This is a genomic window from Oceanobacillus rekensis (genome assembly GCF_002153375.1).
Classification (GTDB): Bacteria; Bacillota; Bacilli; order Bacillales; family Amphibacillaceae; genus Oceanobacillus; species Oceanobacillus rekensis.
This window is the reverse complement of sequence record NZ_MTBQ01000002.1, coordinates 132,535-158,442: the sequence shown is the minus strand read 5'-3', so window position 1 is coordinate 158,442 and position 25,908 is coordinate 132,535. Positions and strand designations below refer to the sequence as shown.

The window sequence follows — 25,908 nt, the reverse complement described above, 5'->3', positions numbered from 1 at the left end:
ACTTAATATTGTGGAGGGTTCTCCAACCAAATAAAAAAAGCCCATATATTTTTATAACCGGGCTTAAATTAAATTAAATTATGCTCGTCTTCTTTTTACGATATACACGATAATCAACATGACTGCAGCGAAACCAAGTACACTAAAGGCAAGGATCTTCTGCCCAGAAAAAGCATCTAGTTTAGTATTCGATGCAACTAGCTGGTCGGATGCCTCTTCATAGTCAGGCTGTGCAACCAGTTTCCATTCAGATTCCGGGTCATTTAATGGCAGTCTTTCTATCCCTTTATTGTGCATCGCTAAACGGTATGTTTCCATGAAATCATTATCCGCCGGCTCTTCCGCTTCTACATCAACCTCTGGTTCATATCCCAATGTAATCGCCACTTCTTCCGTGATTTCCTGTTGCTCCTCACCAATTATAGCGAAGTAACTTCCATCAACGACACTAACCCATGCATTATTGGATAGCATTTCCTCCAATGTCCATACTACCGGCTCCGTATCCTCTTCTTCCAAAACTTCTATTTCCTCTGTTACATTTTCTTCAATATCTTGACTTTCCTGCCACGTTGAATTACTGCCAGAATTGGTTGAATTGGATGCTGGGCTCTCCCAACTTCTTTCAGATGGAGTGGAATTATTTTTATGATTGCTATTATTGTTGGACGTTGATGGTTTCGCTTCCTCTTGTGAAACATTATTGTCCTCCAAATTTTCCTTTGATTCCGTTGGCTTTTTCGGTTGCTCTTCTTCTCTATCTTCCTGTGCATCTTTATCGGAAGACGAATCGAGTTTTTCATCCACGCTTTCTTCCGGTTCCGGCACGATAGGCTCTTCAACTTCCGGTTCAGGTATTGCCTCTGGTTCAGGTTCCTCTTCAACATTCTTTTCAGAAACCGGCTCTTCGGGTCCCAGCTCTTTAGCTGGAGGGATGTCTGATGAATTATCAGAAGTAGCCTGGACATGAACCACCGGACTTATCACACAAAGACTTAAGATTATTGTCAGGAGTAGAATGATATTTTTACTTTTCATAGGTCCTCCTAAATATTTACTAATTATGTAAAATACACCAATCGTTAAAATTGCTATTTCCATTATACTATATAAAGTCGAATAATAGGGAACCTTTTTTGGAAGCGTGGGGACGGTCTTTTGCTTCCTCTTCTTCTCACCCCCACACAAAAAAGGAAGCAGGAGAACCGTCCCCGTGCTTCCTTTAACAACTAAATATTCTTTGTTTTTGAGAAGGCGATCCCAATCAATCCTCCAATAATTGCTGGGAGAAGCCATCCCAATCCAATCGAGAAGAATGGTAGTTTTTCCATAAAAGGTGTAATTGTCTGTAATTCAAAGCCAAATGCAACCAGTCCATCATAAAAGCTTACAATTGCTGTAAACAGTATTGCCCCTCGATAAACAGCTGTTGATTCATGGAAAAGCTTATTCATAAATGTCAACAGAATCAAAACAATTGCTATTGGATAAATAAAGACAAGTACCGGAACAGAAAAACTAATAATCGTATTTAACCCTTGATTTGATATGATATAACTTGTAACGGTAACAAATAAGATAACCCATTTATATGGGATACTTGTTGTTTTTGTAAAAAATTCTCCTGACGCTACAACAAGGCCAACAGATGTCGTAAAGCATGCAAGTACAACGATTACTCCGAGTAATAGTACACCGAAATTACCAAAAATGATGCTTGAAGCACTGGACAAGAGTTCGCCACCATTCGTATATGTTTCATGTACAGCCATTTTTGTTCCAATCCAACCAAGAAAAGTATAAACAGCTGTTAGCCCAATACCCGCAATGATTCCTGCTTTTAACGTGGATTTGACTAAGTCCTGCTTCGTCTTAATACCACGATCTTTAAATGCATTTACAACGATAATTCCAAAAGCGAGCGCTGCTATTGCATCCATCGTCAAGTACCCTTCCACAAACCCGGTAAAAAACGGAGTGGCAGCATATTTTGCAGTTGGTAGCGAAAGAGTTGTATCCAGCATCAGGAAACTCCCAATACCGAGAGCTAAAATGGCCAGCAACAAAATTGGAGTCAAATACTTACCAATCTGATCGACCATTTTAGATGGATTTAAGCTGAAGATAAATACTAAAATAAAGAAAAGACTCGTAAAAATAAATAATGCGCTACTAGAATTCCCATCTAAAAAAGCTTCGAAACTCATTTCGTATGCAACAGTTGCTGCACGTGGAATGCCGAAAAAGGGGGCTATTGCCAGATAAACAATGGAGGTGAAAATAAGTCCGAACAATGGATGGACGCGATCTGCCAGTTCTCTTGCATCATTTTTCACAAAGGAAATAGCAGTGACTGCTAATATAGGAAGGCCGACCCCAGTTATAATAAACCCACTAATTGCAGCCCAATAAGAAGTTCCAGAATCGATTCCAATTATTGGTGGGTAAATTAAGTTACCCGCCCCAAAGAATAATGCAAAAAGCATAAATCCAATGGTAAATATATCTTTTTTCATAATGCAGAATATCCTCCAAATGTAGTTTTATTTGATATAAAAATCATTCAGAAATCATGACCAAACGTACTATAACAGTAACCATTAATTATTGTCAATGGAAGACGCACGGGGACGGTTCTTTTGCTTACTCTGCGCACTTCCACTCCATATAAAAAAGGAAGCAGGAGAAACGTCCCCATGCTTCCTTAACAATTAAATTAACAAGTTAAACAAATTTTGATCTTTATTTATTTCAATATAAGTAAATCCTTTATCGTTCATGCGATTGATTAAAGGGGCATAATCATTTGGGTGCTTCAGCTCAATTCCAACTAGGACTGGTCCTTTATCCCGGTTATTCTTTTTCGTATATTCGAAGCGAGTAATATCATCCGTTTCTCCGAGTACATCTGCCATAAATTCTCTAAGTGCACCTGCACGTTGTGGGAAATTGACAATGAAATAATGTTTATATCCTTCAAAAATAAGGGAACGCTCTTGAATATCTTGCATTCGGTCAATATCATTATTACCACCACTAATTACACAAACAATGGTTTTTCCTTTAATATCATCTTTGTAATAATCCAGTGCAGCAACAGGTAATGCACCAGCAGGTTCTGCTACGATTGCATTATCATATAGATCCAGCATTGTGGTGCATACTTTACCCTCAGGTACGACTGCGATATCATCTAGAACATGTTTACAGGTTTCATACGTAAGATTACCTACTTGTCCGACACTTGCGCCATCAACAAATTTATCGATATGATCCAACTTGACCACTTTTTCTTGTTGTAATGATGCCTTCATCGATGCAGCACCAGCAGGTTCTACACCAATAACTTTTGTATTTGGACTAATGCTTTTAATATAGGTACCAACTCCAGATACGAGGCCTCCACCACCAATAGACATAAAAATATGTGATATAGGATCGTCCATTCCATCTAAAATTTCAAGGCCAACTGTTCCTTGTCCGGTAATCGTTCTGTAATCATCAAATGGATGAATGAAGGACATTCCATTCGCATCACAGTATTCCCTTGCTTGTTCATAGGAATCATCAAACGTATCACCAGTTAATTCAATTGTTACAAATGAACCTCCAAAAGATTCAACAAATTTTACTTTCTGTCTTGGCGTCGTGCTTGGCATAAAGATGGTCCCTTGAACACCGAGCGCCTTACATGAATAGGCAACACCTTGAGCATGGTTTCCTGCACTTGCACAAACTACCCCATTTTTTAATTCCTCTTTTGATAAACTCCGCATTAGATTATAGGCTCCCCTTAGCTTAAAGGAGCGAACAACTTGCAAGTCTTCCCGCTTCAAATAAACATTGCACTGATACCGTTCAGACAAAACCGAATCTCTTTGCAGCGGTGTTTTGATGACAACATCTTTTAAAACTTGATTCGCAACAATAATATCTTTAATTTGTATCGGGCTTACTTTTGTACTCATAAAAACAGGATCCTTTCTTAGTAAACTAAGGCTGATCGCCAAGCTTTAATGTAAAAACTTTAGTTACACTTACTAAACTACAACCTATCTTACCATATTCTGATAAATTAGAGAACTGTGGAAGCATGGGGACGGTTCTTTTGCTTCCTCGATGGAAAAAAAGGAAGCATGAGAACCGTCCCCATGCTTCCTTTTTTAGTATTTAATTCTCAGAACATGACAAAATTCGGGGAGTGACAGGCACCTAATATCTTAATCCGTGTCCTAGTGTATAAACATTTCCGTCACTATCTTTATATGCATAGCTAAGTCCCTCAGGCATATACTTGTCCTTGTCATAGCCTGGTACGTCATTTCTTGACACACTTTCACCATTCTGATAAACAGCAATTACTTGTTCACTTGCTGGTAATGTCAATGGTAAAACTCCTACTGGTTGGCTATTGCCTGCGATAACTTCAAACTGTGCATTATAGAATGTATCGTATCCAGCAACTAATGCATCCGCAAGTGGTTCCACGTTTCCAAGAATCCATGGTAATGTCACATTCACGCTGACAACCACTTTTCCATCGCGACTACGAACATTGTCTGCCACTTCGTTTAGACGATTGATACCTGTTATGGTAGTTTCCTGATACAATGAACCATCCAAAGCGGATACTACTTTATCCTGACAAATATCAAGTTCTAATAGTCCTGGTGTCGCATTGAAATAAGAACCAGATTTTGGATGTAAGAACATAATCGCTACGTCAGCTTCTTCATAATTATCGGTCAACGTAAACTGGCCAAGCTCAAGACATTCTTTTCTTGCCTTTTCCGTGTATGCTGTTGCACGTTCTTCTTCCTTATGCAGTACTTCCACGTAGACCTTCTTACCGTTAAGCTTTTCAGCTGTTAATGGTAATGTTTCGTTTTGATTTTTAAGAATGGTTACAGATTTTTTATGGCCCTCGTATGCAGCATCCCAATTAGCTTTGTTACTAACTACAGTTGTAGCCGATTCTGGTGAATTATACGTCCGATCATCGAAAAGACCTAACGCAAACATTTCTGTAAGCAGTCGCTCATTCGCTTCATTAATACGTTTTTCACTAATCCATCCTTTGCTGATGGCTAGTTTAAGATTCTCAATATCATTTGTGTCCGCCACAATATCTGTTCCGGCATTCACCGCTTTAGCAAAACGTTCGGCCTCGCTTAATTCTTCAACGCCCCAGCTCATATTATTAATAATACCGCTGTCACTATTGATATAGCCTTTGAATCCAAGTTTTTCCCTAAGAATATGATTGATGAAATAATGATTAAATGTGAAGCCTACCTCTTCGAATGGAATGTCTTTCCCTTCGAACTCCTGTACCACACTCTTCTTAATACTTGGAATAGAATAATATGGCATGATGGAAGATGTTCCATGTTCTACAGCAGCTCTAAATGGTGGTAAGTGATATTTTTCCAAACTTCCTGGAGTTGGGTATAGATTCCACTTTCCTTCTTCATAATGTGGGTCAAATCCATTTTCCCTTGCTCCGCCACCTGGAAAATGCTTCGTTGTCATTGCAATACTATCTTTTCCTAACGCTTCACCTTGGAATCCATCGATCAGGCGACCAATTGCATCAGAAATAAATTCCGGATTTTCTCCAAACGTACCATACGTCCGTTGCCATCTTGGATCTGTAACAGTGTCAGCCATATACATATAGCCTTTTCTAATTCCAGTCGCATCCCATTCCGCGCGGGCAATTTTAGCGAATTCGCTAATTAAAGAAGCATCTCCGCCATCTTTAATTTCTCCCTGTGCTGCAGCTGCAAGTCCTAGGGTACCAGGCCATGTGGAGAAAATCCCACCTGCATCATTCATACCAAAAACAGGTTCTGCATTTTCATTTCTTGAATTAGATGCGACCAGGACAGGAATACCTAAACGGGTCCCTTCAGCAACTTCATTCATTTTATTGATCCACTCTGCCATTTCAGCCGGGCTAAAGTTGTCCCTTAAAATAAAATGTCTTAACTTTCTATTCTCAATCGTATGTGTTGTACCATATACTTTTGATGTGGCAAAGATTGTTTCCCCTTTTTCCACAATACCTTCATCTAACACACCATCATGACTTGTCTTTTCCTTATCTTCTTGAGCAAGACCCATTTTACGTGAGTTAATCAGCATCATACCGATCTTTTCATCGATATTCATCAAGGAAACAAGGTTCTCTGCACGCTCTTTTGGACTCAGGCGCCAATCTTCATATGGATCCAGTTTCCCGTCTCCATTTAAATCTTTAAATTTAAGACCATCAACTTCAATGAGTTTCTTCGTCTTGACTTCTAATTCTGGTTGTTTATCTTTAAAATCCATTTTAAAGCCTCCTAAACATTATCTCTCCCAAATTATACCTTCTATATGCATTAATTATATACATATGACTTGGTTTTCACTTAAGATAGGGGTTACATTTTTATAGCATTTACATGAAAGGCTATTATAATGTTATAATAACAAAAAAGTTCCTTAAATAAATAACATTTATTGCTAGAAATATTGTAAATATTGCTGTTTAGAGGTGATAACCTATGAAACAACCCATCTTTATGCCCATCATCAGTGAGGACTTCGATCTTTATTACTGGAGCGAAAATCTCCAGTCACATAATTGGGTCAAGAATTCTGATAAATCATTAGGAAATGTATCCGATATAGAGCCTTTATTCCGATTGCATAGTCATGATGCGATGGAGTTCTTAATCTTTTTAGGTGGAGAGTGTGACTTCTTTTGTGAAGGAAAGACGTACAACTTAAGGAAAGGTGATGTTGTTATCATCCCGCCTTATGCTGTTCATAAAGCTAATGTTAAAAATTTCGATAACTACGAACGTGTTATGTTTACAATCAGTACGCATTTAATGGCTGATTTTTTGTCTATTTCGCCATCTATGAAGGAAGATATTGTTTATCAAAAAACTCAAGGATCTTATGTGTTAAACTTAAATTCCCAGAAGTTCCAAGATGTCATTTCCCTACTTCAAGACATCACGATACGGAGAAAAAATGGCGGAGAACATCATTCCTTTGCATTGCATTATCTATTATTTCAAACACTTCAACTCATTTTCAACCCTTCTAGCAGTAATCCAGACCTTAATAAAAAAAATGAATTGGATCAACGTTTCGTATCTATTCTGGAATATATTGAATCCCATTTGACTGACACAGATTTGAGTTTAGACCAAATATCTAATCATTTTCATTTAAATAAATACTATTTCTCCCATTATTTTAAAGGGAATATGAATTTCCCTTTTTATCGCTATGTATCATTAAAAAGGCTTGCTAGAGCAGTAACCATGATTAAACAAAATCAGCACTCCATTGAAGAAATTGCCATCAAATGCGGCTTCACTGATTACTCAAGCTTTTACAGACTCTTCAAAAAAGAATACAACCTATCCCCTAAAAACTTACAAAAGGAATTTAGAAAATAGTGGGCTCGGACACATTTCTTTGACTGGATAACGATAGTATAATCCTGGATTAATTTCTGTTGCGATATCATTTTTAACTAACGTTTTGGCTACATCTTTATATAGATCAGGTGCGGGTTGGGGCTGCCGCTGCTACTGTTGCTGCAAAGTTTCAATTCCGCGAATTAAGTGCATAATTCCGCGATTTTAGTTATTTATTCCGCGGATTATTTTATATTTCCGCGAATTTAAAGTTTATTCCGCGAATCCTGACATACTTTACCTTCCTTCTCAAATTAAACCTAGAATAATAGAGCCCAACCTAAAAAAAGACAGCTCCTTTGCTTATATTAACAAGCAATGGAACGGTCTCTCTTATCTCATTAAATCAATCACTTTAATCATTTGGAAATGTTTAAACGGCTGTGTATCCTCCATCAACCAATAGACTTGCGCCTGTTACAAATGATGCGTCATCACTTGCTAGGAAAGCAACGGCCTTTGCTACTTCCTCCGCTTTTCCTAAACGGCCAATCGGATGCAATTTGATTAATTCTTGCTTTGCTTCCTCTGGCAAATCTGCGAGTAATGGGGTTTCAATATATCCTGGATTGACATTATTAATCCGAATGCCTCGAGCCGCGTATTCAGCAGTTTCCGTTTGTGTTAATAATTTCACGCCACCTTTAGCTGCACTGTAAGCGCCAACTCCTTGTTTACCAACAACGCCATGGATGGAATCATTATTAACGATAGCCCCGCCATTTTCCTGAGTTAGCATTTGCGTAATCGCATATTTATTACATAAGAAAACACCATGTAAATTAACATCGATGATTTTCTTCCATTCCGAAAAATCGGTTTCATGTACAAGCGTTATGCCACCTATTCCCGCATTTGCGAAAAGAACGTCAAGACTGCCGAATTTTTCAACCGTTACGTCGATTAAATTCTTTACATCCTCTTCATTTGTTACATCGGTTTTGATAAAAATGGTTTCATAACCCTCTTTGTTGAGAAGATCTGACAAATCCTTCCCTTTATCTGACATATCAGAAATAACCACTTTAGCGCCTTCCTCGGCAAACTGCTTTACCGTTGCTTCACCAATTCCACTTGCACCACCTGTTACAATCGCAGTTTTACCTTTAAAACGTTCTGACATAATAATTCCTCCTCTTACTTTATATTAATGTTTCCGCTTCTTATTTTACCAATGAATTCTGAACCTAAACTAAGAATATAAACATTGATGGAAGCATGGAGACGGTTTTGCTTCCAGATTGGTGAAAAGTCTAAAATTGTTCTAATCGTGCCATTTTTTCTTCTAAAGAGAGTTCACATTGACTTGGCCTTCCGGAGTTCTCCTTTCGTGTATCTATTAAACCATTTATTCCATCCATTTTATAAGCTGCACTCCATCTGCTTGTAGAAGATTGAACTCTTCTTTCTCCTATGATTTCTAAATCGAAACCACATACTTCAAAAATCTGTTTTGGTAGCTTACCATTCTCATATTTACAATAAAATGCGCTTAAATTCATCTGAATAAGTGATTCCCTTTTGACTAACTGATTTTACATAGGTGTTATTTAATAACCTCTCAATGTCTCCCTGTGTGAATGTTTTTTTACGCATATTTTTTCCCCGATCGCTATTTTCTTCATTATACAAAAAAATATTCTATAGAGCAGACTCTTTTTTAAAGTGTCTGTTCTATAGGGTACATATTAGTTCTAAACGTTTAGTTTGCAAAACACCGCAAGTTATAACAAGTCAAAAGTTAATTGTATTTAAATCCCATAAAGCTAATGATTTATCTGTATATCTCATGCTTCCTGCAGTACAGTTTTCATTTATTACATGGATGGGCTTAGGAAAATTGAACGGCTTCATTTCTAAATTAAGAGGACGCCATCCTCCCGTCTTAATATTGGTATTACCTTTTCGATTAGTAAATGTAGTTGTTAACAAATACCTAGAATGGCTTGCCTTGAAATTATTGAGTGCTAAACGAATATCTGAAAAAGAAAAATGTACAAGACAGTCTCGACAAAGGATTAAATCACTTTCCGGTAATTGATCTTTTATAATATCTGAATGAATAAACTGTAGGTTATCTGCTAAATACTCTTTCTTATTTCTTTGGATTATTTCATTTACTATGTCGATGCCAATATACATTTCTATGTCTTTGTATATTTCCTTCATCCAATTAAAATCACCGCATGGTGCATCTATTATTTTTTTTACTTTAAGGTGTTTTATTAATTTTGGTAATTCTTCGATAAGTGTTCTGGTTTGTGTGATGGATGAACCTGGTCCTGAAACAGAATCAGAGCTCCCCCACTTATTATTTTTGTGAATATTCGTGAATATATCTTCCATCGATTACACACCTTTCTGTGTAGTATAATCAATCAATATTGCTTATACATTTTTAATAAAGTATATATACCAATGGACTAAATTTTACCTTTGTTAATAAAAGTAAAACTTGTATAAAAATTTACTACGAGATAAAATATCCTATGTTTAGGATATACATTTTGTAGTTATTAATTTAAGGGTATCGAAGAAAACGGAGTAAAAAAGGCCGACCTTGGCCTTTTTTTTGGCGCATTTCAGCGTGTTTTTAGCAACAGTTTTTAACTTCTCACATTGGTCTATTTTGTAGCTTATTCATAATCAGAGGTGTTCTTTTTGGTGGATATTTCTTAAACAAGATCTTCCTGTTATTCGGGGAGATTAACCAATCATCCCGTTCATGGTAAATCCTATTCTTTGCTTGTTTAAAGTTTACCCTAAACTTTGGATTTAAATTACTTTTAACAAAGACGACTCCATAATGTCACCATTAATGTTCTCACAATAAGGAAATGGTGTCCTCAGAAAGGTCATTACTTCACGACCATGGTAATGTAAATATAATGAGATGATGTAACCTGCCATTCAAGTAGTACCAGGAACTAAAAATTTCCTTTTCCTCTTCCTTTCCATTTACGTAGTTGATCTTGAACAAAAGTAAGAGACAACAATTTCTCTTTTATCTCTTCTATAGAAAGAATTTTTGTGTTATTGGAATTATATTCATCTGTTAGAGTAATTTTAGGTGAACCTTCTTCAAGATACTTACCATAATTTAACTCTCGGTTATCCGCAGAAATTCTATAAAAGTCGCCCAAATCAATCGCTCTTGCCGCTTCTTCTTTTGTAAGCAGTACCTCGTAAACCTTTTCACCGTGGCGTGTACCAATAATTTCAATTTCATTTTTCACTCCAAATAATTCCTTTAGTGCTTGTGCTAAATCACCTATATAGGCAGATGGAGATTTTTGAACCATAATGTCACCATTCGAGGCATTATGAAAGGCATATAAAACCAAATTCACAGCATCTTCCAGGCTCATTATAAAGCGAGTCATTTTGGGATCAGTAATCGTTAGTGGTTTTCCAGACTGTATTTGTTCGATAAACACTGGTATGACCGAGCCACGGGATGCCATAACATTACCATATCTAGTGCCACAAATTAGCGTTTTTTCAGGGGAGGCCAATCGCGACTTGGCAATGAATGTTTTTTCCATCATAGCTTTTGAAATACCCATAGCATTTACAGGGTATGCTGCTTTATCTGTTGAAAGACAAATCACCTTTTTTACACCTGCTCTTATCGCTGCAGTTAATACATTGTCGGTCCCAAGTACATTTGTTTTTACAGCCTCTAACGGAAAAAATTCACATGAGGGAACTTGTTTAAGCGCAGCAGCATGAAAAATAAAGTCCACATTGTACATAGCATCATTTAAACTATTGATGTCCCGTACATCCCCGATAAAGAATTTTATTTTATCATTCTGGTACAAAGCGCGCATATCATTTTGTTTTTTTTCGTCTCTTGAAAGTATTCTAATTTCCCTAATGTCCGTATTCAGAAAATGTTTTAGCACTACATTTCCAAAGGAACCTGTGCCACCTGTTATTAGTAGTATTTTATCTCTAAACATGGAAATCTTTACAAGCTTTTCCACTTGATTCGTCCCAGAAATATCCAATTAAATATGTCATTATTTCAGCCCCTTCGCAGAAAGTCACTCTCAGAGTTTTTCGCGGATAGTTATACCAATAGGCAAATATATTAGTATATTTATATTTAAATTATAAGATTCAAAGGTTTATGCAAAGTGAAACACAGGATAAAAACCTCTCAAATAATATATGTGTGTTCTAATATTGTGGTTCCAGTGAAGTTTACTAAAGGAGGCCTTTATTCACTTAAATAAAGAGGAGTATGACACTAACGCTACCTTCTAGAAACAAAGAAAAAATCTGGAGCTTGGACAATCAATGTCAAGAAGGGGAAAATTATTGAGAGGGAACGCTCCACAAGAGCCCTTTATAAAGACGGAGCCTCTATTTCAGAAAACTTTACTATCGGATTTTTTATCACCCAACCAATTATACTAAAAGTTGTTATGGGTCTGTTTTTTACATATTACCCTCGTTATTTTTAATTTTCCTCACTCTTTCCTTAACAAACCTCCTATAAAATTGTAACACCCTTCTTCCGAATAGAATAATTTATATAGAATCTTAGAATGAGGTGTAGTATGAAAAAAAAACTTTTATTTAAACACAAGTGATTGGATTCAGGAAACAAAGCTAGGTAGTGAAATACAGCATGTTTATAAAGAGTTTTATACAAATGAGGCTTTCCAATTTACTGCTCCAAAAGGAGATCCACCAAAATGGGTAGATTGGGTAAACCCTCCACAATTTGGAGTGAGTCATAAGTTTGATAAATCCTTTGTTTCCATTGTTAAACATGGAAGTGTGTGGATGAATAGATTAGTAGAAGGGATGGTTTTTGTATTGACCCCCGATCGTAAACTGCTACGAGACATGGCTTTTCATTTATATTGGGATTACTTTAGAAATACACGTATTCCTTCACCATCCTATTATCATGGGACAGTAGCAGTTTTAGCTTGGGCGGGACACTCTAATTATTGGCATTGGTTACATGATACTGTAGGCAGGTTTCACTTGTTGCAACTCAGTGGAATCCAGATAGATAAATACGTTTTACCACCGCTAAAATTTCGATATCATCGGGAAACTATTGAAACGCTGGGGATTCCTAAAAATAAAATTATTCAGCTTACACCAGGAATGCACCTGAGGGCAGAAAACTTGGTTCTCCCATCAGTCCCATTTAATATAGGAACAAGTGTAAAATGGACCGTAGATTTTCTACGCGAAACTTTTCTTAATAAAGAATCTGTTAAAAATTCAAGTGAATTTGAACGAATTTATATTAGTCGCGAAGATGCTTTATGGAGGAAAGTTATTAATGAAGAAGAAGTGATGGGGGTATTGGAAAAAAGAGGATTTAAAAAAATTGTTTTGTCTTCCATGTCGGTACAAGAACAAATTAATATCTTTTCGTCAGCTAAAGCTGTTATTGGGTCAAATGGTGCAGGACTGACAAATTTATTATTTTGTAATCCAGGAACTAAGGTCATTCAGTTATTCAATTCAACTTCAGACGAATTTATAAAAATTGGTAATTATCTTAATCTAGACTATTACCTTCTAATGTGTTCGGTCGCATATCCTCCATCTAGTGTTCATGTAATAATGAACAACCTTATTGTCAATATAGATAAATTATTGGAAATAGTGGATAGCGCAGAAATTTAATAATAGATAGAAAATAATAATCACCAGTTGAAACTACTAATGATTTTTCTGAAACCTTACCTCAAGCCATTGACATGCTCCTAAAAACAGCCAAGGGTCAATTGGAGAGAGGTATATGTGATGAAAATGTTATCTTTCCGCATCGTGGATCTGGCAAGGTTTTAATCAATAACTTAACTGATAAATATATTAATAAAAGAAATAGGGAATTGTTCGGGCGAAAAGCTTCATAAGGTATTAGTTTCTTAGTATGAATCGGAATTTACTTATCATTGTAGTGACGATTGCTGTGTTATCTACCCGTTACTCCCATCTTCAAAAATATACAATAATTACAAACATCTTCCCAAAGTAAATTTCTCGAAATATGAGTCGAATGCTAATTTATTATCATTCCAGAAGATTGAACAATTGTTGAGACATGGTGGTTTATTGGACTAACAAAAGTTTACTGAAGATAATGACTAACTCAAATAAAAGTGCGAGGAGTTAAGTAAATGGTTAAAGTGTTAATAACTGGTGCAACTGGCTTTATTGGTAAAAACTTGGCGGAAAGACTATCTAGGGAAGAAGGTTTAACAATAATGACGTATAGTAGTAGGGATTCCCTATCCTTGCTTTATCAATATTTGAATGATTCGGATATCATATACCATTTAGCAGGAGTTAATAGACCACTAGATGATGAAGAATTTGTGAGAACTAACCTGGGGTTGACTGAATTAATAGTAAACTATTTAAAGAAAGTTAATAAAAATCCTAAAATAGTGTTTTCATCGTCCACTCAGGCAGAACTTAATACCCCATATGGCATAAGCAAAAAAAAGGCAGAAGATATTCTTAAAAGATATAGTGTGGAAACGGGTGCAGAGGTTTATATATATAGATTACCAAATGTGTTCGGGAAATGGTGTAAGCCTAATTATAATTCAGTCGCCGCCACTTTTTGTTACAATATTTCACACGGTATAGATATTTCAATTCATGACTCTAACAAAAGTATAGAATTGGTGTACATTGATGATGTGGTAAATAGTTTTACAGATTGTATTTATAAAAGGACAAAAGAAGGACAGTACGATTGTTCTATAAGTCAGAACTTCAAAATAACATTAGGTGAATTGGCTAATAAACTCTATGAAATAAGAGATATACGAAAAACCTTAATGCTTCCTAATTTGTCCGATAAATTGACTAGATTTCTATATTCAACATATATGTCCTATTTCGATAAGAACAATTTCTCATATGAATTGCCTACTTATGATGATGAAAGAGGAACCCTATTTGAATTAATTAAATCGCATGAGATGGGCCAAATATTTGTCTCTAAATCACGAAAAGGCGTAATAAGAGGAAACCATTATCATAATACAAAAATAGAAAAATTTCTTGTCATAAAAGGAGAAGCAAATATTAAATTTAGAAACATAGATTCGGATGAAGTAATAACTTATTTTGTTACAGACAAAAAGATAGAAGTCGTAGACATCCCACCAGGATATATACATTCCATTGAGAATTTATCAAATGAGGAAATGATTGTTTTATTTTGGGCGAATGAAGTATTTAATCCTAATAAACCGGATACTATTCCATCAAATGTTCAACCTTAAAATTAATGACATTAAATGATACTAATTCATAAATTCGCTGTTTTCTTAAAGTAAAATTAATAAAGGGTGAAAAAGCATGTCAAAAGGCCTTACTTATAAAATCCAATCTGATGATATTTGTATAGTTGCATATCCAAAGTCAGGGAACAACTACCTATTATTTCTAATTGGAACGTTATTATATAGAAAAAAAATAGACTGGGCAAACAGATTTGAATTTATCCAAAGGCTTAAAGAGGAAATGGTAGATAACCTTCCTTCCCCACACCTTGTATGGAGCCATGAGAGTTACGATTTCACATATCCTAAAGTAATTTATTTGGTAAGAGACCCTCGGGATATAGTGATCTCATATTATTTTCATCACTTAAAATACCTTGGGGAAGGTTCTAAATTAATGTTTAATGAGTTTAATGAGTTTTTTGAAAAATTCTTGTTAGGAAATGTTTGGCCTGGAATGTGGGATGAAAGTGTTGAAAGTTGGATTACGAATCAAAAAAATGTAAAGAATGGTTTTTTACTTGTTAAATACGAGGACCTTCTCATCGATACTTCTAGAGAAGTATACAGACTCCTAAAATTTTTAAATTTAGATAGAACAGATGAAGAAATCCAAGAAGCTATAGACTGGGCTTCTTTTGATAATATGAAATCATTAGAAGTAAAACAAAAAGAACCTCTTAACCCTTCGGAGTTTAACGACAGGAATATTCCATTTGTTAGAGAAGGTCGAGTAGGTGGATGGAAATCCTTTCTAAATAAGGAACAACAGCAGATAATTAATCAAAAATTTTATTCGACATTACTAAAAATGGAATATAAAGTTACCTAATTTTGATACACAAAAATACATCAAACTAATTTTTATTACGTGACTAAGAAGTTGGTTCATAACAATCGACCAGTTTTGGATATGGCCACCTTCCCATTTTTCCTTGAGCTCAGTTACGCATAAATACAAGACTTTTAAAGGGCGTTCTCATTGGAGAATGCTCCTTTTTTGGTTACCTTTCTAAGGCTTGAATGAATACTATCAACCGCATTTGTTGTGTACATAACTTTCACCATGTCGAGCACTTCCATAGTCATAGAGTCGCTCGACATGATGAAAGTTCCTTATTCAAACATCAATCGCCCCTGGCAGTCCACAGTTGTTGGACCGATTCAAATGCGCTATGACAAGATGCTTTTCTTCTCGTAACCATTCTACCTGTTTTCTGTCTTTTCCCTCTTTATCGTTTGATTTATAGCCTAAATGATCATTCATTTCACGCTTCAACAGGGATTCAAACATAGGCCCAAATATATCTTTGAGTGCGTTCTGCATGTCTTCTACAGTCTCTAGTTGGTTGTTTCCTAGAATTTGGTTCGCTAATTCAGCTGATTTCTGATCTCGCTTTGTTTTAGCCAATAGAATAACAACCAACTAATCGTTATATTTTTATTTTTATTCTACCAATAAAAAACTAAACTGCGAAGTAAGAGCAGTACGCTCTCTTACTTACACAGTTTAGTTTACACTCCCGTTGACTTTATTCTAAAGAGAATAGTTTTGTTTAAGCTTAATGATGAGGAACCTGTACCCTGTTATTTATTTTATTTTAAATATACATCTTCACATTCTTTTCTATGTTATTCGCTCCAGAACTAACACACTACATATGTCACTTTTTGAGCCTTCTTCGATACAAGTCACTCTCAGAGTTTGTTCTCGGAGAGTTGTACCAATAGGCAAATATATTAGTATATTTACATTTAGGTCTCTTATTAACTAATACTTTATGAAAATCTATATCACCAGGAACATCTTTTCTATTTGTGAATTTTGCATCGCCAATAAAACTTCTTCTGATTATTTTAAAGTGTCCAGGCCAACGATAACCATCTGATTTTTGTTTTCTTAAAGTCCTCCCATTCTTAGTAAGCATATTGTAATAATATATGTCATATTCGCCATCTACTTGTGCTAATACATCCCTGATAGTTGGCAAGTATATATCATCACTATCAATTATTGCGATATAGTCTCCAGTGGCTTCTGCAATACACCTATTATATGAATCATACGCACCTATATTTTTTTCATTAACTAATACTTTTAATTGAGGACAACCTTTCTTATACTCTTCTAATATATTTAATGTATTATCAGTAGATCCATCTTCGCATACAATAATTTCATAAGCATATTCTTTAGGAATACTATCTAACATGATCTTAATCCATTCTGCACTATTATAGGCTGGACTTAGAAAGCTAATTTTCAATGGAAATTTCTCCCCTTTTCTTCTTCATTTATATTACAACTACAAATTCAAAGGTTTATGCAAAGGAAAACACCAGATAACATCACCTTAAATAATATATGTGTGTTCTAATATTAATGTTCCAGTGTATTACGTAATGATAAGGTATTTAGTAAATGAGATTATTTGTTTAATCATCATGTCGCATGATATTCCGAAATAAGTTCTTAATATCAAAGATAACTTGGTGTTTTTGATGATTGTTTGAAGGTAGACTGTAACTGTATTTTAGAAGAATTCTTTTATTGTTACCTGTAGAAAAAGCCCAGTCTGCTTGTTATAAATTTCATACGCGATCTTAGGATTGCTTATGAAAAGCCTTCCTTTAAGTTGGATGTTATACAGCTTGGTACCAACATTTTCAGTATTCAAGAAAGCCTGCAGATACTGAGATGCTTCTCCTAAGGTAGACAGATTAAAAAAATCAGTTTTATCTTTGTGGAAGTTGTTCTATGTTTTAGAAATCATATTCTAAAAAGTTTAAATATGAAGTTTTACTTGCTTATGAAAATAGAGATTATACCAACGCACCTATGAATTAACTACTATTACAGTCGCTCGTTAATGGTTTCATTTGCGAGATACTTTAAATTCACACTTGCAAGCTGGATCAAAGAAAGTACAAAAGGTTGCAGAAGTAATACTTCCTCTTGGTTTGTTCCCGGGTCTTCTTGATATTGCTGATATTGATATTTCGCTTTTTTGCGGTCTATAGCAGGCTTAAGTTATTAAGTCTGGATACATAAAGCTCTACCTCTTTACGTATCCTCCAGGCTTCTTAAAAACAAAAAAGCATCGGCGTATTAAAATGTATAAAATCCTCTCTAAGCGATTAAAAATGAACAAATGTTAATCCGTTAATATGAATAGATCAGGTGTTTTTACTAATTATTTCTTAATTAATTATGATGCGTTTTTATTATGAGGATTGCTAAAAAAGGGTGACGCCTAGTTTAACTAAAAGAAAATCTTAACAAATAATAAGCTCGGTTAATATGCTGATATAAAATATATTTTAAGAAAGTGAGATACTACTTTGCATTTTTGCCATCAGATAATTTAATAAACTTTTATGATCTAAGATTTTCTACCACGGAAGACCTAGGTATTTAACAAAATAAAGAATATAAGGAAAGGATTGATTTAATGCACATTTTGTTAACATCTGTATTGATGAAAAACGGTGTCTTAACTCATCTATTGGACTTAGCTAATGAACTCCATTCTTTAGGAATAAAAGTATCCATAGCTATCAAAAAAGATCAAAGAAGAAATAATAGAAGGCTCAATAACTATGCCTCTTTAACTCGTAACCTGAACACAGAGATTCCAATCCATTTTTTTTATGGAAATGATCTTTATACTTTTGCTAAGAAATCCAAGGTTGATTTAATTCATGCTCACGCGAGGTTAACATATAGTTCAGCTTTAAGTGTTTCAGAGAGATTAAATGTACCTTTAGTTATTACCATTCATGGAGTATATCCTTGGCAAAAAACTCATCCAAGTGCGTTAGCTCATTCAAAAAAAATCATTGCAATTGGTTCTGCTCAGGCTGATTCAGTTGGGCTTGAATATAAACAAAAAATTGCCATTATCCCGAATGGAATAGACTTAGAAAAATTTAAACCCCTAGCAATAACAAACAATCTTGATGAACCCTTAAAAATTTTATGGTACGGGCGGACTGATGAAAAAACATCTCGAGGATTAAGAATACTAAATCAAACAATTAAAATACTAAGAGATCAGGGGGTAAAAATTGAAGCAAACAAAGTTGGTGTAAATAATTCACATTCTATTACTGAATTTATCTCACGTCCGTGGATTGATAATCCACTACCTTTACTACAAAAACATCAAGTAGCATTTGGACATAGCCGTTCATTAAGAGAGGCTATGGCGTGTGGGAATGTAGGGTTTTTACTTGGCTATGGATATGGGGGGAAAATTGATCAAGAGTGGTTTAGGCAAGATAAAAAACAACATGTGGACGCGATACCTGAATATAAACTACCATTGCCAACTCCTGAACGGATTGCTGAAGATTTGAAACTTCTTGCTGACAATCGTGACTATTTACTTTTTTCCAGGATAGAAGCACGAGATACTGCATTAAAGTATTTTGATGTAAAGAATATGGTTAGCGAAACATTGGAAGTATATAAGGAATGCGTAGAATAGTCAGAAGGTTCCTAACTAAAGAACAAGAATGGCTATGTGCCTTATGTGTTAACGATTTGCGATTGTCAAATAAGACAGTCGCTTTCTTATGTATGCCAGGTGTTCATTATTTCCCACTTTTTCAAATTAGTGGCAATACAAATGAGAGCCCCTTCCAGCCTAATTTTTGAAAGACCCCTTAATGAAAAACATTGGAAGTGGTTGTTATGTTTAATTTGAACTAAGGTATTCATCTTTTTTAAGTAAGCATTCTCCATCCGCAAACGTTCTACTTCCTCCCGGAATTCCTTCACCGAATCTTTTGGCTTTCTTGTTTCCCGGATTTCTTGTTCATGCCTAATCGCCCCTCTCCTATTGATATTAGGGCGTCTGCTTCCTTTGGGTTAAACAAATGCTCCCAGCATCTAAGAGTAGAATAATACGGCAAATTAAATATAGCAGCTGTTTCCCTGATTACAGCCAATGAAAATGTACCATCCTTGACATAGTTCTTACCACTAGATGACAAAAAATGTACCAATGAATGACAGACAGTTTACCACTACATACCTTCTGGATGATCAAAGCTAAAAATCCATAGTTTTTGGGGTGAAAAATGTTATACTTATTGTAAAAAATTGAATGATTTTCAATAAAAGCAGTCTTCCGCAATTGGGCCATTATACTGAATAAGAGGTTGCATAAAACACCATATTTTATGCAACCTCTTATTCTGAAGCCCGAGAACGTCGATATATCAACGATTAGGATTATGTTAACTATGATTGTATATATACAGCTTTACCAAGTTGTTTGAAGTATCATCATCATTTATAGAGGGCCAAAGCATGGAGATTCTATTTTTCTAACAAGTTAGGTTGGGATCCTAACCAATATCCTTATGAATTTAATAGCTTTCCTTTTTCTATCTGAAACTCTTCATCAGTAAGGAATCCTTGTTCTTTTAACTTGGCTAATTCTTTCAGGTGCTTAATCGATTGTTCTTTTATTTTTGCTAACTCTTTAAGTTCTTCAACACGACTAGATTGATTTGCAGGAACAGAGTTAAGCAGTACCAATACTTGATTTGGCCCAGTACGCTCCAGCACACGATATCCCTGACTTGACTTCGTTGCTATTCCCTCATCGCTAGGCTTACAATACCCATTGACTTCACAGGTGCCATCATCTCGAATTAACAGTTTCCCTACTAAACCCACAGCCACCCATTCCGGCCGCTGAAGACGGGAAACATAGTCTTTGCTTGGATCCCAATTAGGGTTCAGAATAGGCTGGGTTTCTTTGCGCTCAGGAATAATGATTCTTCCTTCGTTATCTGTCTGCGCAGGAATGGTTACCTCGTGATGCTGGATTCTTCCCCATTCATCTGTCACAAACTTGTCTTTCCATCGCATTTCCCCACTATCCCCAATCACACTAGGAGTCGCACTCGTAACGCCTGCAATATACATATCCTTGCTTGTTGCTTTACATATTTTCTTTCCTTTTGTTGTCACAAAATATCCGGCATCAATCGGGTTCCCGTCTGTGGTTTCAAACATCTCCGCATAGTCGGCACCCCCGGGAACAAACGCTCCATCCACAAACATGTTGCCGCTAGATCTAAGCCATTTTGCACCTAAACCGGGAGAACCTGCAGAGGTTCCATTCGCAATAAACCAAGAAAAGGCTTCTGTTGCAGCCCCGAATGACCCCATGATATGAGCACCTGTAAATCCAGCTGTAGTGGTACTTTGCCCCTCCGCATGGGAAACCACTCCACTGGCAGCGGTACTGAATCCTTCCGCATGAGAAGCAAACCCACTGGCGGTTGTTGAACTGCCTTCCGCATGGGAAACCACTCCACTGGCAGCGGTACTAAATCCTTCCGCATGGGATTGAAATCCACTGGCTATCGTGCTTTCGCCTTCGGCATGAGAGCTCTGCCCACTAGCGGTGGTATTCATTCCTTCCGCATGGGAAAATTGACCCGACGTCGGACTTCCCGATACACCAGCAGTCGTGTTTCTACCTTCGGCATGGGAAAAATGGGCAAACGCTCTCGTATTGATCCCTTCTGCGTGAGAGCTATCCCCACTTGCTATGTTCGGTTGATCACCTACTGTATTCGATCCTCCTCCCTCCACGTGAGCGGCTCTTCCACTTGCGGTGTTGCCTATTCCTTCTGCGTGAGCAGCTAACGCACCAGCAGAAGTTGAGGTGCTTCTTCCTTCGGTATGGGAAGCCTCCCCATTGGCCATCGTAGCTTGCCCTTCGGCGTGTGATCCTGGTCCCGTCGCTTCGGTTGCAATACCAGCAAAGTTTTGTCCTTCCGCATGGGAGGCAAACCCACTTGCTCTGGTAACGAACCCTTCGGCATGGGAGGTGTTGCCCGAGGCGATTGAACCCGCCCCTTCAGCATGAGAACGGAATCCACTGGCGCTTGTTCCCTCCCCCTCGGCATGGGAAGTAATTCCACTCGCATTTGTATTCTGTCCTTCCGCATGAGAACTTTGTCCAATCGCAGTTGTACTTATTCCTTCTGCATGAGAGGCAAACCCTAGCGCCTGCGGACCTGGATTAGTGTTAATATTTAAAGTCCCTCCTTCCGCATGAGAAGCAAACCCACTGGCTGTCGTTCCAACTCCTTCAGCATGAGAACTTTGTCCACCTGCTGTGTTAATAGCAAGATTTCCAATTGGATCTTGACCACCGCCTTCTGCATGGGAAAAATGTCCAAATGCTCTCGTATTGAGCCCTTCTGCGTGAGAGCTATCCCCTACCGCATGGTTAGGTAGATCGCCTATTGTAGCCGATCCTCCTCCCTCCGCGTGAGCGGCTCTTCCATTCGTGGTGTTGCCGACGCCCTCTGCATGGGAAGCAAATCCACTGGCCGTATTACCCGTTCCTTCCGCTACAGAACATCCATTTGCAGCATCCGTCAAAATACAACCGTTATCACAACAAGGTTCTACTTGCAAAATCCCTATTTCCTGGTCTTGAACCTCTTCCTCCAGATTTTCATTGGACTTCATCTCGTTCTGATCAGACATGAAATCAACCTCCTTTATCATTCCATTACTGTATGATATGGTGTTGATAGTATTATGGATTGGATAATTAGTAGAGAATTGGAACAATTCCGCAAATATAGCGCCTTCTCAAGGTTAAGTTTTATATTTCTAACTATTCATAACCGCGTTTACAACGTTAAGCTCTGTTTTGAAGCAACAAATGTTGTAAAATGGTTTTAATAAAACGTTTGTTGTTTTTAATAGGGGGCTATTTGATGGAAAATATAGTGTTGACGAAGTATTTAAACTGTTAAATCCTTTAAAAATACTAATGAAGTGCTTCTTTTTCATGTCAGAGACCGATGATATACAATAATCACTAAATGAAAATAATTCAAATTTAAATATTGAATAGTATGTAATTCTCCATCATAATATAGTAGCCTATTCAAGAATCGGGGGCGATTCGGAAGACCATAAGCCTAATTCCCCAGTAAATATAAAGAGGGATCTAGGCTTTTTCACTTTCCGAAGCCATTACGTTACCCCATTGGTAAACGCATTGGCAATAAGTGGTATATTTTTTGTGGCAAACACTGGTGAAAAAACATGGTAGAAGTGGTACATTCTTATGGATGTAATCATTCCCAGATAGACGTCCTATCCTCATTCATATAGTTTAGTTCGTCTAGTTTAAATTGTAAGGAATAATTTGTATAGTCTTTTTTAAAGGCCTTATCTCTTTGATATTGGTACTTCTACACCCAATATCTAATTTCTCCTTCATCTATTCCTGCGTCTTGTGCTAGATCTCTGTAGCTATCATTGCCTTCCAAGTAACGTTTAACTACCTGAACTTTTTCTTCTGTCTTTCTATTAGACATCTGAACAGTACCTCCAAATTTTATATTGTGTCCAAAATTTGGGGTGCAGTTCATCATTAAAAAGGAAGCATGAGAACCGTTCCCATGCTTCCTTTTTATATTTAGTACCCAGAGTCTTCGGAAGTGAGGTTGTCCAGCAGTTTATAATCATATTGCTGTAACGGTTTTTCTGCTGGGCCTTCCATGACATCACCGGTATATGTAAATCGAGAGCCATGACACGGACAATCCCAGGATCGTTCGCCGCTATTCCATTCGACTTCGCATCCCATGTGCGTACAAGTTGTATCTACTATATGCAACTTTCCTTCCTTATCCTTATAGGCACCTTTTCTTTCCCCTTTAACACTAATGATAGACCCTTCATCATTTGATAATGTAAAAGGATCAATATTTGTCATTTCAAGTTTTCCTTTAATTAAATGGGAAACAACATCTGCGTTTTGCACGAAGAAGTTTTTTATACTCGGATTCGCATAAAATCTTGATGGTGTGTATAACTCTTTAAAATTGTTCTTTTCTTTCAAGACAATGTCACATAACAGAAGAGCGGCAGCCGTTCCATTGGACATTCCCCATTTCCTGTATCCAGTCGCAATTAATATATTTGGCTGACCAGCTGTTATTTCGCCGATATATGGGACCTTATCCAAAGTTGTCAAATCTTGCGCAGACCAGCGGTAGTTAATCTTTTCTAGTCCAAGAACCTGTTGACCGAATTCCTCCAAGGCTTTGTAATGTTCCATTGTGTCTACGCCCTGTCCTGTTTTGTGACTTTCCCCAACAATAAGTACCATTTCCTCCCCATTAATCGTTACAGATCTTAGTGAACGATTTGGTTTGTCCGCACTAATATACATTCCACCCGGGAATTTCTTGTTGACTTTGGCCGCAAGCGCATATGAACGATCTGCATACATTCTTGTAGAATAAAGTCCGAGGCCCTCATAAAATGGAAAATGTGAACATGCGAGTACATGATTAGCTGTAACCTTAGCACCGTCACGTGTAAGAACCGCTGGCTGCTCTCCTGTTTCAACATTTACTGCCGTTGTATTCTCAAAAATCTGCCCGCCCTGTTCCGTGATATTCTGGACAAGTGGGTTCATGTATTTAATTGGGTGAAACTGTCCCTGATTTCGCATCACTAATGCATTTTTTACTTCTATATCAAAAGGAATCGAATCAACAAGTGCCCCATCAATGCGAAGTTGTTCATATGCCTTCGCTTCTTTTTGGATCTTTTGTTCATATCCCTCTGTTGTTGCATAAATATAAGCATCCTGTTCACTAAAGTCACAGTCAATTTGATGTTGGTCGATTGTTTTTTTGATAAATTGTAATGCCTCTGTATTGGCTTCATAATATAACCTTGCCTTGCTTTTCCCCATGTTCGTAATCAATTCATCGTATATTAAATCATGTTGGGCAGTAATCTTTGCCGTTGTATGTCCCGTCGTTCCATTCAGTAACCTATCCGCCTCCAACACAGCAACCTTGAGACCCTTATTTGCCAAAAGGTAGGCAGATGTTATGCCAGTAATACCGCCTCCAACAATAACCACATCAACATGAATATCTTTATCCAGCTTAGGGAACTCCGGTAAATCGGTAGAGTCCTTCCAATAGGACTCGGGAGACTCAGGCAATTTACCTCCTGTATAATCCTTATTCGTCATAATCAATAAATCCTCCATTCCATACTTTACCAATAGAATTCCCATTTCCCAATTGGACTATACGTAAGAAGCACGGGGACGCGAATTTGCTTCCTTCTGCTCCTTACTAAGCATCAAAAAAGGAAGCATGAGAACCATCCCCATGCTTCCTCCCATCGTTTAACGCGATATACGGCCTCCGCGAATTTTGATATAATAAAACAGTGATACACGTTATCAAAAATTGGAGGGCTTCCTTGTGAGCGCTTTTTGGAATAAAGATAAAAAAGAAGATCATGATGATTACGTTCCCGAACATGAACCGATGGACAACCAATCTGAAGACGACTGGAACGAGCCAGATGTTGAACAAACACCACGTATCAGTCGAATAGAATATAAGAAAATGCAAAGGACCAGTGAGTCTGCTAAAAATTCCAAAGATCGGAAAGTAGTTGTAAAAAAAGGATTAAGCCGGCTGTTTTTTACATATATCTTACCAATTCTTATCATCTATCTAGCATTTATAAGCTACCAATATGTTTCCGGGAATATCTTTGTAAAACTGATTAACACATCCTATTTTTGGCTGTTTCATATTCTATTTCTAGGTATTTTTATTGTGGTAATGTATATGGCCATAGCTCATATGCTAATGCGTTTTTTCAAAATCTGGCGCTACCTTGGTGCAGTGGCCTGGTTTGGTGCTGTCTATTTTTATATTACCTTTCTAATCAGTCATGATGCGAGAGGGCCGATTCTGGCCGCAGCAGTCCTCATTGTAACCGGCCTGTTCCAACTAACCAACTTGAATCATCGGTTCAAGGGTGCTTTTATATTACTTGGAGCGTTTTACGGCAATTATCTTACTATCCTCAGCTTTCCCAATGTCTGGCTCGTGCTAGGGATTGGTGGCTTACTTCTATTATTAGAGGGAAAAGTTAGTCCTATTTTCATTAGGAAAATAATAACGAAAATAAGAAGAAGGAAAACTTGTGAACGATAAAAAGAGAAAAATTTATCATAAGAAGTTCAGTGAACTCTCATTTCACAGGTACAACCGGAAGAACGGGGATGCGAATTTGCTTCCACTTGCGCCTCACTCCGCATCAAAAAAGGAAGCAT

At 36.9% G+C, this 25,908-nt stretch carries 18 protein-coding genes and 3 pseudogenes; 6 read left to right on the top strand and 15 right to left on the bottom strand.

The features are described 5' to 3' along the window. Nucleotides 1-78: 78 nt before the first annotated feature. From BV906_RS04705 to BV906_RS04690, 4 genes are all read right to left on the bottom strand, one after another. A complete protein-coding gene (locus tag BV906_RS04705) occupies nt 79-1,038 on the bottom strand; it encodes a hypothetical protein (protein WP_087972297.1) in 960 nt (319 codons plus the stop codon). 191 nt (nt 1,039-1,229) lie between these two features. Then, complete coding sequence (brnQ, locus tag BV906_RS04700) at nt 1,230-2,516, bottom strand: branched-chain amino acid transport system II carrier protein (protein WP_087972296.1); 1,287 nt, start codon at nt 2,514-2,516, stop codon at nt 1,230-1,232. Nucleotides 2,517-2,711: 195 nt separating this feature from the next. After that, a complete protein-coding gene (ilvA, locus tag BV906_RS04695; protein ID WP_087972295.1) occupies nt 2,712-3,968 on the bottom strand; it encodes a threonine ammonia-lyase IlvA in 1,257 nt (418 codons plus the stop codon). Nucleotides 3,969-4,212: 244 nt separating this feature from the next. Next, nucleotides 4,213-6,336, bottom strand: a complete 2,124-nt coding sequence (locus BV906_RS04690; protein ID WP_087972294.1) for a glycoside hydrolase family 3 protein — start codon at nt 6,334-6,336, stop codon at nt 4,213-4,215. A gap of 215 nt (nt 6,337-6,551) precedes the next feature. Here BV906_RS04690 and BV906_RS04685 point away from each other — a divergent pair, with 215 nt between their 5' ends. After that, nucleotides 6,552-7,460: an AraC family transcriptional regulator gene (locus tag BV906_RS04685; protein WP_087972293.1), complete on the top strand. Its 909-nt coding sequence runs from the start codon at nt 6,552-6,554 to the stop codon at nt 7,458-7,460. On the opposite strand, the pseudogene BV906_RS19765 reads toward BV906_RS04685, so the two are convergent. From BV906_RS19765 to BV906_RS04670, 5 genes and pseudogenes are all read right to left on the bottom strand, one after another. Continuing rightward, nucleotides 7,443-7,562, bottom strand: a pseudogene (locus BV906_RS19765) (histidinol phosphate phosphatase domain-containing protein); the annotation flags it as partial. The gene BV906_RS04685 and the pseudogene BV906_RS19765 overlap by 18 nt on opposite strands. Before the next feature lie 292 nt (nt 7,563-7,854). Further along, on the bottom strand, nt 7,855-8,604 hold the full coding sequence (locus BV906_RS04680) for an SDR family NAD(P)-dependent oxidoreductase (RefSeq protein WP_087972292.1): 750 nt from the start codon (nt 8,602-8,604) through the stop codon (nt 7,855-7,857). Nucleotides 8,605-8,743: 139 nt separating this feature from the next. Continuing rightward, nucleotides 8,744-9,077: pseudogene (locus BV906_RS19135) on the bottom strand (HTH domain-containing protein); the annotation flags it as partial. A gap of 138 nt (nt 9,078-9,215) precedes the next feature. Beyond that, nucleotides 9,216-9,827 (bottom strand): class I SAM-dependent methyltransferase, encoded by a 612-nt coding sequence (locus BV906_RS04675; RefSeq protein ID WP_087972291.1) that lies wholly within the window; start codon nt 9,825-9,827, stop codon nt 9,216-9,218. Between the two features lie 581 nt (nt 9,828-10,408). Further along, nucleotides 10,409-11,446 (bottom strand): polysaccharide biosynthesis protein, encoded by a 1,038-nt coding sequence (locus BV906_RS04670; RefSeq protein WP_087972786.1) that lies wholly within the window; start codon nt 11,444-11,446, stop codon nt 10,409-10,411. 832 nt (nt 11,447-12,278) lie between these two features. Between BV906_RS04670 and BV906_RS04665 the strand changes: the two genes are divergently transcribed. The 3 genes from BV906_RS04665 to BV906_RS04655 all read left to right on the top strand — a co-directional run bounded on the left by BV906_RS04665 (nt 12,279) and on the right by BV906_RS04655 (nt 15,590). Continuing rightward, the gene (locus BV906_RS04665) at nt 12,279-13,142 is read left to right on the top strand and encodes a glycosyltransferase family 61 protein (protein ID WP_087972290.1); all 864 of its coding nucleotides are present in this window, start codon (nt 12,279-12,281) and stop codon (nt 13,140-13,142) included. A 497-nt stretch (nt 13,143-13,639) separates the two neighbouring features. Then, on the top strand, nt 13,640-14,758 hold the full coding sequence (locus BV906_RS04660) for a polysaccharide biosynthesis C-terminal domain-containing protein (RefSeq protein WP_087972289.1): 1,119 nt from the start codon (nt 13,640-13,642) through the stop codon (nt 14,756-14,758). A 76-nt stretch (nt 14,759-14,834) separates the two neighbouring features. Then, nucleotides 14,835-15,590, top strand: coding sequence for a sulfotransferase domain-containing protein (locus BV906_RS04655; protein WP_087972288.1), 756 nt, complete (start codon nt 14,835-14,837; stop codon nt 15,588-15,590). Here the strand turns inward: BV906_RS04655 and BV906_RS20225 are convergent. Together BV906_RS20225 and BV906_RS04645 are read right to left on the bottom strand one after the other, a co-directional pair. Continuing rightward, nucleotides 15,564-15,942 (bottom strand): annotated as a pseudogene (locus BV906_RS20225) (transposase); the annotation flags it as partial. The gene BV906_RS04655 and the pseudogene BV906_RS20225 sit on opposite strands and share 27 nt — an antisense overlap. A gap of 480 nt (nt 15,943-16,422) precedes the next feature. Beyond that, nucleotides 16,423-17,025: a glycosyltransferase family 2 protein gene (locus BV906_RS04645; RefSeq protein WP_087972287.1), complete on the bottom strand. Its 603-nt coding sequence runs from the start codon at nt 17,023-17,025 to the stop codon at nt 16,423-16,425. Between the two features lie 1,194 nt (nt 17,026-18,219). On the opposite strand from BV906_RS04645, the gene BV906_RS04640 reads away from it, so the two are divergent. After that, a complete protein-coding gene (locus BV906_RS04640; RefSeq protein WP_176330272.1) occupies nt 18,220-19,248 on the top strand; it encodes a glycosyltransferase in 1,029 nt (342 codons plus the stop codon). An 86-nt stretch (nt 19,249-19,334) separates the two neighbouring features. On the opposite strand, the gene BV906_RS19755 is transcribed toward BV906_RS04640, so the two are convergent. The 4 genes from BV906_RS19755 to BV906_RS04630 all read right to left on the bottom strand — a co-directional run bounded on the left by BV906_RS19755 (nt 19,335) and on the right by BV906_RS04630 (nt 24,804). After that, a complete protein-coding gene (locus BV906_RS19755; RefSeq protein ID WP_281254124.1) occupies nt 19,335-19,571 on the bottom strand; it encodes a transposase in 237 nt (78 codons plus the stop codon). 555 nt (nt 19,572-20,126) lie between these two features. Continuing rightward, nucleotides 20,127-22,280, bottom strand: coding sequence for a peptidase G2 autoproteolytic cleavage domain-containing protein (locus tag BV906_RS04635; protein ID WP_245843892.1), 2,154 nt, complete (start codon nt 22,278-22,280; stop codon nt 20,127-20,129). Nucleotides 22,281-22,999: 719 nt separating this feature from the next. After that, nucleotides 23,000-23,125 (bottom strand): transposase, encoded by a 126-nt coding sequence (locus tag BV906_RS19625; RefSeq protein ID WP_217896379.1) that lies wholly within the window; start codon nt 23,123-23,125, stop codon nt 23,000-23,002. Between the two features lie 101 nt (nt 23,126-23,226). Beyond that, nucleotides 23,227-24,804: an FAD-dependent oxidoreductase gene (locus BV906_RS04630; protein WP_087972284.1), complete on the bottom strand. Its 1,578-nt coding sequence runs from the start codon at nt 24,802-24,804 to the stop codon at nt 23,227-23,229. A gap of 238 nt (nt 24,805-25,042) precedes the next feature. Between BV906_RS04630 and BV906_RS04625 the strand changes: the two genes are divergently transcribed. Continuing rightward, nucleotides 25,043-25,789, top strand: a complete 747-nt coding sequence (locus BV906_RS04625) for a hypothetical protein (protein WP_087972283.1) — start codon at nt 25,043-25,045, stop codon at nt 25,787-25,789. Nucleotides 25,790-25,908 lie beyond the last annotated feature (119 nt).